The sequence below is a fragment of the Halopseudomonas aestusnigri genome, from assembly GCF_002197985.1.
GTDB lineage: Bacteria > Pseudomonadota > Gammaproteobacteria > Pseudomonadales > Pseudomonadaceae > Halopseudomonas > Halopseudomonas aestusnigri.
This window is the reverse complement of sequence record NZ_NBYK01000015.1, coordinates 34,060-46,661: the sequence shown is the minus strand read 5'-3', so window position 1 is coordinate 46,661 and position 12,602 is coordinate 34,060. Positions and strand designations below refer to the sequence as shown.

At 62.6% G+C, this 12,602-nt stretch carries 15 protein-coding genes; all 15 read right to left on the bottom strand.

Going from position 1 to position 12,602, the window contains the following annotated elements:
* Positions 1-41: 41 nt before the first annotated feature.
* Entirely contained in the window at positions 42-860 is an 819-nt protein-coding gene (locus B7O88_RS15900) for a cobalamin-binding protein (protein ID WP_088277447.1), read from the bottom strand.
* Positions 861-1,289 carry an MFS transporter gene (locus B7O88_RS15895; RefSeq protein ID WP_088277445.1) on the bottom strand — a complete coding sequence of 143 codons (429 nt, stop codon included), beginning with the start codon at positions 1,287-1,289 and terminating at the stop codon, positions 861-863. It abuts the gene before it with no gap.
* A complete protein-coding gene (gene ribA / locus B7O88_RS15890) occupies positions 1,279-1,908 on the bottom strand; it encodes a GTP cyclohydrolase II (RefSeq protein WP_088277443.1) in 630 nt (209 codons plus the stop codon). Before ribA ends, B7O88_RS15895 begins: the two co-directional genes overlap by 11 nt.
* A 122-nt stretch (positions 1,909-2,030) precedes the next feature.
* Entirely contained in the window at positions 2,031-2,687 is a 657-nt protein-coding gene (locus tag B7O88_RS15885; protein WP_088277441.1) for a retropepsin-like aspartic protease family protein, read from the bottom strand.
* Between the two features lie 33 nt (positions 2,688-2,720).
* Positions 2,721-3,215 carry a phosphatidylglycerophosphatase A family protein gene (locus B7O88_RS15880; RefSeq protein ID WP_088277439.1) on the bottom strand — a complete coding sequence of 165 codons (495 nt, stop codon included), beginning with the start codon at positions 3,213-3,215 and terminating at the stop codon, positions 2,721-2,723.
* Complete coding sequence (thiL, locus tag B7O88_RS15875) at positions 3,208-4,197, bottom strand: thiamine-phosphate kinase (protein WP_328587513.1); 990 nt, start codon at positions 4,195-4,197, stop codon at positions 3,208-3,210. Before thiL ends, B7O88_RS15880 begins: the two co-directional genes overlap by 8 nt.
* A 16-nt stretch (positions 4,198-4,213) precedes the next feature.
* Positions 4,214-4,690, bottom strand: a complete 477-nt coding sequence (nusB, locus tag B7O88_RS15870; RefSeq protein WP_088277435.1) for a transcription antitermination factor NusB — start codon at positions 4,688-4,690, stop codon at positions 4,214-4,216.
* Positions 4,690-5,166, bottom strand: a complete 477-nt coding sequence (ribH, locus tag B7O88_RS15865) for a 6,7-dimethyl-8-ribityllumazine synthase (protein ID WP_088277433.1) — start codon at positions 5,164-5,166, stop codon at positions 4,690-4,692. The genes nusB and ribH overlap by 1 nt, the downstream gene beginning before the upstream one ends.
* Before the next feature lie 94 nt (positions 5,167-5,260).
* Positions 5,261-6,355 (bottom strand): bifunctional 3,4-dihydroxy-2-butanone-4-phosphate synthase/GTP cyclohydrolase II, encoded by a 1,095-nt coding sequence (gene ribBA / locus B7O88_RS15860; RefSeq protein WP_088277431.1) that lies wholly within the window; start codon positions 6,353-6,355, stop codon positions 5,261-5,263.
* A 24-nt stretch (positions 6,356-6,379) separates the two neighbouring features.
* On the bottom strand, positions 6,380-7,042 hold the full coding sequence (locus tag B7O88_RS15855; protein WP_088277429.1) for a riboflavin synthase: 663 nt from the start codon (positions 7,040-7,042) through the stop codon (positions 6,380-6,382).
* Between the two features lie 27 nt (positions 7,043-7,069).
* On the bottom strand, positions 7,070-8,326 hold the full coding sequence (gene nhaD / locus B7O88_RS15850) for a sodium:proton antiporter NhaD (protein ID WP_088277428.1): 1,257 nt from the start codon (positions 8,324-8,326) through the stop codon (positions 7,070-7,072).
* A 12-nt stretch (positions 8,327-8,338) separates the two neighbouring features.
* The gene (gene ribD, locus B7O88_RS15845) at positions 8,339-9,469 is read right to left on the bottom strand and encodes a bifunctional diaminohydroxyphosphoribosylaminopyrimidine deaminase/5-amino-6-(5-phosphoribosylamino)uracil reductase RibD (RefSeq protein WP_235005815.1); all 1,131 of its coding nucleotides are present in this window, start codon (positions 9,467-9,469) and stop codon (positions 8,339-8,341) included.
* Complete coding sequence (nrdR, locus tag B7O88_RS15840; RefSeq protein WP_088277424.1) at positions 9,462-9,935, bottom strand: transcriptional regulator NrdR; 474 nt, start codon at positions 9,933-9,935, stop codon at positions 9,462-9,464. The genes ribD and nrdR overlap by 8 nt, the downstream gene beginning before the upstream one ends.
* Before the next feature lie 102 nt (positions 9,936-10,037).
* A complete protein-coding gene (locus B7O88_RS15835) occupies positions 10,038-11,522 on the bottom strand; it encodes an AMP-binding protein (RefSeq protein WP_088277422.1) in 1,485 nt (494 codons plus the stop codon).
* A complete protein-coding gene (locus tag B7O88_RS15830; RefSeq protein ID WP_088277420.1) occupies positions 11,519-12,508 on the bottom strand; it encodes an NAD(P)H-dependent flavin oxidoreductase in 990 nt (329 codons plus the stop codon). The genes B7O88_RS15835 and B7O88_RS15830 overlap by 4 nt, the downstream gene beginning before the upstream one ends.
* Between the last annotated feature and the right edge of the window lie 94 nt (positions 12,509-12,602).

Genomic DNA, 12,602 nt, shown 5'->3' with positions numbered 1-12,602 from the left:
GAGACAGTGCCGCTGGTCGCCCGATAAAGGGCGTTAACCCCTCATGGGATTAAGCGCACCAACCCGCACAACTGCTCTACTCCACCAATAATCGCGGGCGTCGGGCGGACCAGCAGGTCGCTGTCGAGTACATGGAGGCGGTTGTGCTGCACGGCGGCCAGCTTGGGGAAACGGCGCCAGTCGTCCAGCCAAGCTTCTGCAGTAACGCCCTGATCCGCGAGCGCGATGATGACGTCGGGATTAGCGGCCAGCACGCCTTCGCGGCCCACTTGCGGGGCGAGGCCGGCAAGGTCGGCGAAGACGTTGTCAGCACCACAAAGCGTCAATGCATCGGACAACAACTGATCGCCAGCGGCCGTGTAGAGCGGGTTATCCCAGAGCTGCAGGAAGACCTTGGGCCGGGTTGACGACGGCGGCGCACGGAGCCGGTCGAGCTGGGCGCGGAAGTCGGCCTCCAGCGCCTGCGCTTCGGCTGGCTGGTCGAGCAGTTCACCGAGCTGCAGGGTCATGCTGGCGATGTCGTCGAGCCGTTGCGGGTCGAACTGTTCGACGCGAATGCCCCAGCCACGCAGGCGCTCCAGCAGGTCGGGGGGATTGCCGGAGGTCCAGGCGAGGATCAGATCAGGCTGGACGGACACGATCCGTTCGGCAGAGAGTGTCTGATAGCTGCCGACAGTTTGCCGATCGCTCAGTTCGGCGGGCAGTTGACCGTCGTCCAGAACACCGACCAGCCGGGCACCAGCGCCCAGCTGAAGGGCCATGTCGGTCAGAAAGGGAGCCAGGCTGACGATGCGCTCGGCAGCCTGAACAGAAAGTGTGTTGAGGGTCAGCGCCAGCAGCAGCGCCAGCAGCTGACGCACTCAGTTGACCCAGGCAGCCGGCGGACGGTAAAGCAGCATGGCGCCGAGGCTGACGATCACCAGCAGCACCAGCGGGATGGCTTCACCCACGCAGAAGTAATGCACCAGAGCAATCAGCGCCGGCAGCGCGGCGGCGGCCAGCCCCAGACTCTGATTACGGTGCAATACGGCCCATGCACTGGCGGCTTCTGCGCTGTCACCCAGGCCTTCGGCGCGAATCAGCGTGCGCTTGTACAGCCGGAAGCGCCAGAGGGTCAGCATCAGGCTGGCCATACCGACGGTGAACAGCGGCACCGCGGCCTGATCGAACAGGCCGGTCCAGTCACCCAGCACCACCACCAGCAGGATCGGCAACAGCAGGACAGTCAGGCTGAGCATGCGCCAGACGCTGCGCAATGCTCGCCAGTGGGGTTTGGGATCAAAGGTCATCGGACTCAGCCTCGGCTTCGGCCTGGTGCAGCTGGCCCAGCATGTGGCCCAGCTTGCCTGCCTTGGTTTCCAGATACTTGGTGTTGTGCGGGTTCTTACCGAATTGCAGGGGCAGGCGCTCGGCTACCAGCACGCCAAAACCCTGCATGGCCTTGACCTTGCGCGGGTTGTTGGTCAGCAGCTTGAGGCTCTTGATGCCCAGGTGATCAAGCATCGGCTTGCAGATGCCGTAATCGCGCTGGTCGGCGCCAAAGCCGAGCAGTTCGTTGGCTTCTACGGTATCGGCACCGCCGTCCTGCAGGTGATAGGCGCGGATCTTGTTCATCAGACCGATGCCGCGACCTTCCTGACGCAGGTACAGCAGTGCGCCGCGGCCTTCCTCAGCGATGGCCTTGAGCGCGGCTTCGAGCTGAAAGCCGCAGTCGCAACGCAGACTGAACAGGGCATCGCCGGTCAGACATTCGGAGTGCAGACGGCCTAGTACGGGCGCGCCATCGGACACATCGCCCATCGTCAGCACCACATGCTCCTTGCCGGTCGCTTCTTCCAGGAAGCCGTGCATAGTGAATGTGCCCCACTTGGTGGGCAGCTGGGATGACGCAATAAAGGTGACTGTCACGCCGGTCTCCTGTACGACCTTTGCAAAAAAGGGGCGCTTATATTAGCAGGTGACGGACGCTCGGGCGATCTGCAAGACGCCTGGATAGGTCTGCTGAATGCGCCGGCCTGTGGTGCAGAGGGTCAGTACTTGCGCTCGAGCAGCAGCAGGTTGTCCTGTTCGTCCATCCGCACCCGGCTAAGCCAGCTCATGCCGAGCAGCACTTCGAGCGGAAAACGGCCTTCCAGCACCAGCGCCTGCACGTTGGACAGCTCGATGTCGCCAACCTTTACCCGCGCCAGCGTCACCTGGTAACCATCCACGGCACTGGAAGCTGTGGCGGCGCGAACCGGTGTGCCGCTGAGCGCGTAATCGATACCGAGACGACGCGCCTGCACCGAACTCATCGAGACACTGGTTGCGCCGGTATCGACCATAAAACTGACGGTCTGACCATTGATTGAACCGGTAACCCGGAAATGACCACCTTCGCCGCGCGGGATACTGACCTGCTGGCGCTCAGACTGGGCAAAGCCTTCGGTGTATTCACGCTGCAGACCAAACTGGCGAGTCTGGCCGTCCACTCTAAGGGTTGCCGTCTGGCTGTCGGCGGCGATCAGCTCGACTCCGTTCACTGGCGGCTTGCCAACCCGCAGCATGTGGCGCTGGCCATCGATATTGACCACTGCCGCATTGGCGAACAGCCCGACCACTCGTACGTCGGTAGCCGCTGAAACCAGCGAGGCAGCAGCCAGCCCGGCGCCGAGCAGCAGAGCAGAGAGAGAAGCGATACGAGCCATGCGGTGTTTCCCTTGCGCGATGACGGACGAGGCTTACACCATAGCCAACAGGGTCTCGGCCAGCAACAGCACCAGCAGCGCCATGAACCCGGCGATAATGTCATCCAGCATGATGCCGAAGCCGCCGCCAACCTGACGATCAATCCAGCGGATTGGCCAGGGCTTCCAGATATCGAACAGCCGGAACAGGGCGAAGCCGGCCAGCAACCAGAGCCAGCCGGTCGGTGCCAGCCAGAGCGCAATCCACAGCCCAACGAATTCGTCCCAGACGATGCCACCGTGATCGTGCACGCCCAGATCCGCAGCGGTGCGGTGACACAGCCAGATGCCGAGCAGGGTCGACAGCACGATCACCAGGCCGTAGCCGGCAACCGGCAGTTGCTGCCAGACCAGCACAAAGGGCAGCGCCGCCAGCGTGCCCCAGGTCCCCGGCGCCGGGCGGATCGCACCACTGCCAAAGCCAAAGGCCAGAAAGTGGATCGGGTTGCGCCATACCGAGGCTGGCGTCGTTTCGTGCGCGTCAGTCATCCGTGCTCCTGAAATGTTGATAGCCGGCCGGGCCATCGATGGGTTTCGGCCCCAGCCCGAGGTCCAGCTGAACCCCCTGCCCGCCCTGTACCTCGCCAATAACGCAGACCGCATGACCCGCCGCACGCCAGCGCTCCAGCTGCGACCGGGCGGCACGCGGCAGGGTAAACAGCAGCACGTAGTCGTCGCCACCACGCAGCATCCAGTCGAGCTGCTGACGCTCGGACCAGCTGCGCAGGGCATCGGACATCGGCAGTTGCGGACCGTTGATCAGTAAACGCACACCACTGGCACTGGCGATATGCCCGGCATCGGCCAGCAGGCCATCGGAAATATCCAGACCGGCAGTAGCGACCCCGCGCAGCAGCTGCCCCAACGCAAGCTGCGGCAGAGGCCGCCAGAACCGGCGATGCAAGTAATCCTGAGCAGCCATCGGCAAGCCCGCGGGCAGCGGCTTGCCAAGCACGATCTCCAGCCCGGCAGCGCCATCACCCAGACTGCCGCCGACGCAAAGCAGATCGCCGGGGCGAGCGCCGGAGCGAGTCAGCGCCTGCCCGGCAGGCACCTGACCAAGCACGGTGACGCCAATATTGAGTGGGCCGCGGGTGGTGTCACCACCAATCAGATTGATGCCGGCATCGCGGGCGGCGTCGGCCAGACCACTGGAAAACGCCTGCAGCCAGCCGGGCGTCGCCTGCGGCAGGCTCAGCGCGAGGGTAAACCCAAGAGGAGACGCGGCCATCGCCGCCAGGTCACTGACCGCTACCGCCAGGGCGCGATAGCCCAGTTCGGCGGCGGGACAGTCTTTGGGGAAATGCACACCCTCAACCAGGGTGTCGGTAGAAATGACCAGTTGCTGCCCGGCAGCGGCCTGCAGCACTGCGGCATCGTCGCCGATGCCGAGGACAGTAGCGCTGGCATCGACAGCCCGTTCCAGACGCGCAGTGCGAAAGTAACGGGCGATCAGATCAAACTCGTCCAGCGCCATGGCCGGTCGATCAGCGTCCCTTGCGGGCGGCACCGACTTCGGCCTTGCGCAGGCGCGGAGCCAGCTTGTCGAGGATGCCGTTGACGTACTTGTGACCGTCGGTAGCACCGAACGACTTGGCCATCTCGATGGCTTCGTTGATGACCACGCGATACGGCACATCGATGCGCTTGAGCAGCTCGTAGACGCCGATGCGCAGTACGCTCAGCTCAACCGGATCAACATCCTTGATGTCCCGATCCAGCACACGACTCAGCTCATCGTCGATGTCACCGAGGTTGCGCGGCACACCGGTCAGCAGCTCGTGGAAATACGCACTATCCACCTTGCTGAAATCGTTGTCGGTGCGAAACTGCGCCTCGATATCAAACACCGGCAAATCAGCCATGTGCCAGGAGTACAGCGCCTGCATCGCCAGACTGCGTGCCTTGCGACGGGCCGACGCCTTGGGTCGGCCAGCTGCGGGGGAACTCTGCTGATCGTCCATCAGGCCTCCAGCTGCTTGATGACGCTGACCATTTCATACGCAGACATGGCCGCTTCAGCGCCTTTGTTACCAGCCTTGGTGCCGGAACGCTCGATGGCCTGCTCAATGCTGTCGACTGTCAGCACGCCGAAGGCAACCGGAATTCCGTACTCCAGAGATACCGCACCCACGCCCTTGACGCATTCGCCGGCAACGTATTCGAAGTGCGGGGTACCGCCACGAATAACGGCGCCCAGAGTGACAATGGCGTCGTACTGCTTGAGGTCAGCGATTTTCTTGACCATCAGCGGAATTTCAAAGGCGCCGGGAACACGCACGATGGTGATGTCTGACTCCTTGACACCGTGGCGCTTGAGCGCGTCTACCGCGCCCTCTACCAGGCTTTCCACCACAAAGCTGTTGAACCGGCCAACGACCAGTGCATAGCGGCCTTGGCCAGTTACAAAATCACCTTCGATGGTACGGATAGCAGTCATGAACAATCTCTCTGTATAAAGAACCGGCAGGGCTCTGGGCGCTGCCGTGAATCAAATGGGTGACGAAACCTACCTGCGTTTTCTCGCCAATGGGTCAGTCGCAGGGCAGGTATTCTACTACTTCCAGGTCAAAGCCGGATATGGCGTTGAACTTCATCGGGCTGGAAAGCAGGCGCATCTTGCGCACACCCAGATCGCGCAGGATCTGCGAACCGGCCCCGACGGTATTATAGGTCGACGGACGGCGTGCCGCCGCGTTGCCGGTCCCCAGGTTGCTGACGTGCTCCAGCAGCGCAGCCGAATCGACCTGATTACCCAGCATGAGCACCACACCACGGCCTTCAGCCGCCACCCGGCGCATCGCTTCCTGCAGGCTCCAGCGCCCGGCCTCGGGCACCAGGAACAGATCGCGCAGCGGATCCACGTTGTGCACGCGAACCAGCGTCGGCTCTTCCGGCTCAATGGTGCCGAGCGTCAGCGCAAGGTGTACCAGATCTTCGGTGCGATCACGATAGGCGACCAGGTTGAACTGGCCCAGCTCGCTGCTCAGCAGCTGCTCGTCGACACGTTCAACCGTGCGCTCGTTGAGCAGACGGTAGTGAATCAGATCTGCGATGGTGCCGATCTTGATGTCATGCTGCTTGGCAAACTCTTCCAGCTCCGGGCGACGCGACATGCTGCCGTCGTCGTTCATGATCTCGCAGATCACCGCCGACTCGCCAAACCCGGCCATGCGGGCCAGATCGCAGGACGCCTCGGTATGCCCGGCACGCGCCAGTACGCCGCCCGGCTGCGCCATCAGCGGAAAGATGTGGCCAGGGCTGACGATGTCATCGGCGGTCGCATCCGGCGCGGCAGCAGCCTGGACGGTGCGCGCGCGGTCAGCGGCGGAAATACCGGTGCTGACGCCAACGGCAGCCTCGATGGAAACGGTAAACTTGGTGCCAAAACCGGAGCCGTTGCGCTGCACCATCAATGGCAGCTTCAACCGCTCGCAGCGCTCCAGACTCATCGGCATGCAGATCAGGCCACGGCCGTAGCGGGCCATGAAGTTGATGTGCTCGGCCTGGCAGGCCTCGGCGGCCATGATCAGGTCGCCCTCGTTCTCGCGGTCTTCGTCATCCATCAGGATGACCATCTTGCCGGCGCGAATATCTTCGATCAGTTCTTCGATGCTGTTCAGTTTCATCCGGCCCTCCGGGGGCTGGTTATATCAGGACTTGAGGAAACCGTTTTCGGCCAGAAACGCCATGCTGATGCCGGTAGAGGTCGGCTCGGCGGCTTTTTCGCCCAGCAGCAGACGCTCCAGATAACGGGCGATCAGATCCACTTCCAGGTTGACGATGGTGCCGGGCTGGTAATCGCCCATGACGGTTTCCTGCAGGGTGTGCGGAACGATGTTCAGGTGGAAGACCGCACCTTCCACCGCGTTGACGGTCAGGCTGGTGCCGTCGACGGTAATAGAGCCTTTATGGGCAATATATTTGGCCAGCTCGGCTGGCGCCTCAACCCGGAAGTGCCAGGAGCGGGCGTCCTGATGAAGGGACAATACCTTGCCCACCCCGTCAACATGGCCACTGACCAGATGACCGCCCAGACGTGTGGTCGGCGTCAGCGCCTTTTCCAGGTTGACCCGGCTGCCCGGCTTCAGGGTAGAGAGCGCGGTACGGCGGATAGTTTCCTGGCTGACGTCAGCCCAGAAACCATCACCGGGCAATTCAACGGCGGTCAGGCAAACGCCGTTGACCGCGATGCTGTCGCCCAGTTTGACGTCCCCGAGATCCAGCTTGCCGGTGCGCACATACAGACGCACATCGCCGCCCTTGGGCTGCATGCTCTGAATCTGACCAACCGCTTCGATAATGCCGGTAAACATGAATTGCCTCGCTTTCGCCGTTGCCGGTCAGGAGACCAGCAGACCCAGACCGTAGACAGCAATGAAACCGAAGGCAAAGGCCATCAGCAACAGTCCAAAGCTGCGCAGGTAGGTAATGAATGTCAGGCCGGGCATCTTGCTCATGGCAACGATGCCGGCAGCGGAGCCAATTATAAGCAGGGAACCGCCCACACCGACAGCGTAGGTCAGGCCCATCCAGTCGGCGACGCTCATCTGCAGGTCGGCTTTGAGCAGTGCAGCGGTCAGCGGCACGTTATCGATCAGAGCCGACAGCATGCCCATCAGGAAGTTGGCCAGCAGGGTCGGCATAACGTCGTAAAGGGCGGTCAGGTTCTGCAGCGTACCGATGTACTGGAGCATGCCAACCAGCAGCAGCACGCCGAGGAAGAACAGCAGCGTCTCAAACTCGATAACGCGGATGTACTCCAGAATCGGATCTGCATCAATGTCTTCATTGAAAAACCGTGCAATCAAGAACATCAGCGCCAGACCGGTCAGAAACGTCAGCACCGGCGGGATCGCAAAGAACAGGCTGAGCAGGATGGTTGCGAGGATGGTCAGCAGGAACAGCGCACCGATTACCTGATCGACACCGCGCAGTTCGTGCAGCTGGCTCTTTTCGATAATGACCTCGTTGCCCATGCCGATCGACAGCAAAGCGGCCAGCAGCAGCACGGCCAGCAGCGCCGGGGCACTGAGCAGCAGCAGGTTGGTTATCTCGACCTTGTCGGCCATAAAGATCATCAGCGTGGTGACGTCACCGGTGATCATCGCGACACCGCCGGAGTTCACCGCGAACACCACCAGCGTGGCGAAGCGCAGCATCTTGCGCAGCTCCAGATTGAGACTCAGCACCAGCGCCACCGACACCAGGGTGGCAGTGATATTGTCGGCGATGGAGGAAAAGACAAAACAGAATACGCCGGTCAGAAACAGCAGCTTGCGCTCGGTAATGCGTCCGGGGAGGATGCGATAGATGACGTTTTCGATCAGCCCCTTCTTGTTGAGATAGGCGACGAAGGTCATGGTTGCCAGCAGGAACAGCCAGAGGCTGGCGATATCGGTGATGTTCTCGTTGAGAGCCTCCTGCACATGCTCCCGTACCGCATCGCTTGGCGCCGCGATAAACAGCACCAGCCAGGACAGCGCCCCGAACAGCAGCACCACCTTGGCCTTGTTGACGTGGATGACTTCTTCCAGCACGACCCCCAAAAAGGCCACTACCGCCATGATCCACAGCAGTATCTGCACACTACTTTGCATTGTCTTACACTCTCAGGAAGGGAAAATCGGTCGTGCCGTGATGCGCCAGTCTTGGCCAATTGCGCGCATGTCGACGATGGCAACATCCATCGCCTCACTCATGCTTTCGAAGGGCAACTGCATCAACGGCCGCGCCTGACTTCCGAGCAGGCGCGGCGCCATATACACAATCAGTTCATCCACCAGCCCGGCACGCCAGAAGGCACCAGACAGGCCGGCGCCGGCTTCCACCAGCACCTCATTGCAGCCTCGCCCGGCGAGGGTCTGCAGCACCGCGTGCAGATCGACCTTGCCATCTGCACCGGGGACCGCCAGCAGTTCGCTGCCGGCAGCTCGATAATCGTCGGCAGCCTGTTCTGCACTGGTGCTGATAACCAGCGTTGACCCCGTTTCACGGAAAAAGCGCTGATCGAGCGGAACCCGGCGCAGGCTGTCGATCAGCACGCGCAGCGGCTGGCGCTCGGCGGCAGCGGCCGCCTCTGCGGCCGGCAAGCCGAGTTCAGCGGCCCGCACGGTCAGAGCAGAATCGTCGAGCAGCACGCTGTCGGCACCGCTGACCACCGCCCCGCTGCGCGCCCGCAGGCGCTGCACATCGGCGCGCGCCGCCGGGCCGGTAATCCATTTGCTTTCACCGCTGGCCATGGCGGTACGGCCATCGAGGCTCATCGCCAGCTTGACCCGCACCCAGGGCAGCCCCTGCTGCATGCGTTTGATAAAACCGGGATTGAGTGCCTGCGCCTGCGCTTCGAGCAGCCCGCAGCTGACCTCGATGCCGGCTTCGCGCAGCCGGTTCAGGCCATTGCCGGCAACCTGCGGATTGGGGTCCTGCATGGCGGCCACCACGCGGCTGACGCCAGCCTTGACCAGCGCATCGGCGCACGGCGGCGTGCGACCGAAATGGCTGCAGGGTTCAAGGGTAACGTAGGCGGTTGCGCCGCGCGCCAGATCGCCGGCCTGCGCCAGCGCGTTTACTTCGGCATGGCCTTCACCGGCCCGAACATGCCAGCCTTCGCCGACGATCCGGCCGTCAGCAACCAGCACGCAGCCGACCCGCGGGTTGGGTTCGGTGGTGTAGACACCCCGCTCGGCGAGCATCAATGCCCGGCTCATCCACTCCCGGTCTGCCGCGCTCCACTCAGGCATCGGATTCGTCCTGATCGCGCCGAGCCAGACGCTCGATCTCTTCACGGAACTGATTGAGGTCCTGGAAACGGCGATAAACGGACGCGAAGCGGATATAGGCGACTTCGTCGAGCTGTTTCAGCTCGCGCATGACCATCTCGCCGACAGCCAGCGCCTTGACCTCGCGCTCACCGGTCGCCCGCAAACGGTGCTTGATATGACCAATGGCCGCTTCGATCTGCTCGACGCTGACCGGGCGTTTCTCCAGCGCACGCTGAAGACCGGCGCGCAGCTTGTCCTCGTCGAAGGGCTGACGCCGCCCGTCCTGTTTGATGACCCGTGGCAACACCAGCTCGGCGGTCTCGAAGGTGGTAAAACGCTCCTGACAGGCCAAACATTCGCGTCGCCGGCGCACCTGATCGCCCTCGGCCACAAGGCGGGAGTCGATCACCTTGGTGTCATGGGCGCCACAGAATGGACAATGCATGCAGGTTTTCCCAGGTGAATAAAAAACGGCCTACATCTTACCTCTTTGTAGGCCGCGGATGAAATGTGTCATTACATTTCAACTACCAGATTGTCGCACCCGTCAAGGCACGGGAGCCGTCAGGTAACTGTCACGCAGCCTGCGCTTGGCGACCTTGCCGTTGTCATCCCGGGGCAGCACATCGACCAGCTCGACCCGCCCGGGCACCTTGTACCCGGCCATGTTGCTGCGGATAAACGCCTGAATCGCAGCTTCATTCAGCGCCGGGTCAGAAACAGCCACCACGGCCATCAGAGACTCACCGTACTCCGCGTCCGGGATACCGAATACCGCACAGTCGCGCACCCCGGGCAGGGTGATCAGCACATGCTCGATTTCCGCCGGATAGATGTTCACGCCACCGGAGATCACCATGTCGGACTGGCGGTCACAGACATACAGGTACCCGTCGGCATCGAGGTAGCCGATATCACCGACGGTTGCCAGATCGTCCAATCCGGCCTTGGCGCGAGCCGCTTCGTTGTTCAGATAGGTGAAGTCCGGCACCATCGGCTGACGCACATAGATCACGCCCGGCTCACCCACGCCGCACTCGCGACCGTCTTCGCTGACGATGCGAATCCGCGTGTCACCGATGGGCCGACCGACGCTGCCCGGCTTGCGCCGCGCCGACTGGGGGTCTTGCAGGGTGATCATGCCGGTCTCACTGGAGGCGTAGGTTTCAAAAATCACGTCGCCCCACCAGTCGAGCATCGCCTGTTTAACGTCCGGAGCGCAGGGCGCGCCGGTCGAGGCAACAAAGCGCACAGACGAAATATCGTACTTGGCCCGCACCTCGGCCGGCAGACGCAGCAGGCGGACGTACATGATCGGCACCAGATAGACGGTCTCGATCCGGTACTGTTCGATCAGCGCCAGCGTCTGTTCGGCATCGAAGCGCGGCATGACCACCAGCGTCTCAGCCTGCTGGATCGCCTGCTGGGCATAGGACGTTGGCGCGCTGTGATACAGCGGCGCGGTCACCAGCGCGCGGGTGCCGGGGGTAATGCCCCAGGCAATCCGGCACAGCTCACGCATATGCTCGGCCATCTGAGCGCGCGCCTCCGGCGGTGGCGCCAGCCGCACTACCCCCTTCGGGCGCCCGGTGGTACCCGAGGTGTAGGCCATGTGCGCCCGCGGCGTGCGCTCGGGACCGTCGTATGGCGCTTGCTGCGCCAGCCAGCCTTCGTAGTCACGCGCATCCTCAGCACCGGCACCAACCACCAGCACCTGCACGCCCACCGGAATCGCGCCATCCAGCGTGGCCAGCAGATCAGCCTCGACAATCAGCACCTTGGCCGCCGAGTCGTTCAGCAGGTAGGCCACCTCATCGCCCTTGAAGTGCCAGTTGATCGGGCAGTAGAAGCAGCCCGCGGTCTGACAGCTCAGGATCGCATCAATAAACGCCGGGCCGTTACGCAGCATCACGGCGATGACATCGCCATCCTCGATACCCATTCGGGCCAGCCCACCGGCCAGCCGCAGCCCCCGCTGCGCAACCTCCTCCCCGTCGCGGCGCAGCTCGCCGCAAACCAGTGCAGCAGTCATGCCTTGCTGCCAAACGGCTGGGTAATACGCGCCAGGCGCGCCTGCGCATCGTGATATTCACGCTCCAGCTGGCTGACGGCCTCGGCGGTCGAGGTCACCGCAGCGATGCTGCCGACACCCTGCCCTGCGCCCCAGATATCGCGCCAGGCCTTGCTCTTGCTGCTGCCACCGGAGCCGAACTTCATGCTGCTCTTGTCGCCTTCGGGCAGGTTGTCCGGGTCCATGCCGGCATTGACGATACTGGGCTTCAGATAGTTGCCGTGCACGCCGGTAAACAGGTTGCTGTAAACGATATCGTCAGCCGTGGTATCGACCAGCATCTGCTTGTAGGCCGCATCGGCATTGGCTTCATGGGTGGCGATAAAGCGGGTGCCCATATAGGCCAGGTCCGCGCCCATCGCCTGCGCCGCGAGAATCTGCTCACCCTTGGTAATCGAGCCGGACAGAATGATCGGGCCATCGTAGAAGGCACGGATTTCCGACACCAGCGCGAACGGGCTGAGCTGACCGGCATGGCCACCGGCGCCGGCACACACCAGAATCAGACCATCCACACCCGCTTCAATCGCCTTTTTGGCGTGCTTGACGTTGATGACATCGTGGAACACCAGACCGCCGTAGCTGTGAATCGGGCCAACCACGTCATTGGGTGCGCGCAGGCTGGTGATGATGATCGGCACCTTGTACTTCACGCACAGCTCGACGTCGTGCTGCAGGCGGTCGTTGCTGCCGTGCACGATCTGGTTGACCGCAAAGGGCGCTACCACCGCATCCGGGTTCGCCGCCTTGTAGTCCGCCAGCTCGCTGGTAATGCGCTGCAGCCATTCGTCCAGCACTTCGGCCGGGCGCGCGTTGAGGGCCGGAAACGAGCCGACAACACCGGCCTTGCACTGGGCAATGACCAGGTCGGGGTTGGAGATGATAAACAGCGGCGAGCAGATGACCGGCAAGCTCAGATTGCCTTGCAGCACGGGGGGCAGACTCATGGTTCGATTCCTTGTAGTTGTGATTGGACGACTATAGAAGCCTCTACTTTGATCTACAATGCGCACACACAATGCCCAAACTGTTTACCAATCG